This is a genomic window from Mucilaginibacter psychrotolerans, assembly GCF_004519315.1.
Classification (GTDB): Bacteria; Bacteroidota; Bacteroidia; order Sphingobacteriales; family Sphingobacteriaceae; genus Mucilaginibacter; species Mucilaginibacter psychrotolerans.
In genome coordinates this window covers 1-369 of sequence record NZ_SOZE01000100.1, presented here as the reverse complement: position 1 = coordinate 369, position 369 = coordinate 1, and the positions used below count along the sequence as shown (strand labels likewise).

The 369-nt window shown below is 49.3% G+C and carries 1 protein-coding gene; it reads left to right on the top strand.

Going from position 1 to position 369, the window contains the following annotated elements:
- The coding region (locus tag E2R66_RS28200; RefSeq protein WP_158288538.1) for a transposase at positions 1-369 on the top strand (369 nt) is incomplete at both ends.

The following is a 369-nucleotide window of genomic DNA, read 5'->3' as shown; positions in this document are numbered from 1 at the left end:
CCCTGAGTTGGGATGCCTACAATGAAAGCCGCGATCTGCCCGGGCAGGTAGAAGCCTACCGTGAACTTAACGGCCATTACCCGGAGGTGGTTATCACCGATACCATTTATGGTACCAGGGAAAACAGGCAATGGTTGAAAGACCGGGGTATCCGCTACAGCGGAAAAGCATTGGGCAGGCCATCTAAAACGCCGCAAACGCCTTACCAGAAACGGAAGTTTAAAAAGGAACAGGGAGAACGGAACCATATAGAAGGCAAATTCGGACAAGGAAAAAACGGGTACAACCTCAATAAGATCAGAGCACGCACAGCCCCTACATCTGAATCATGGATCGCCTGCATCATGTTTGTAATGAACCTGGTTAAGT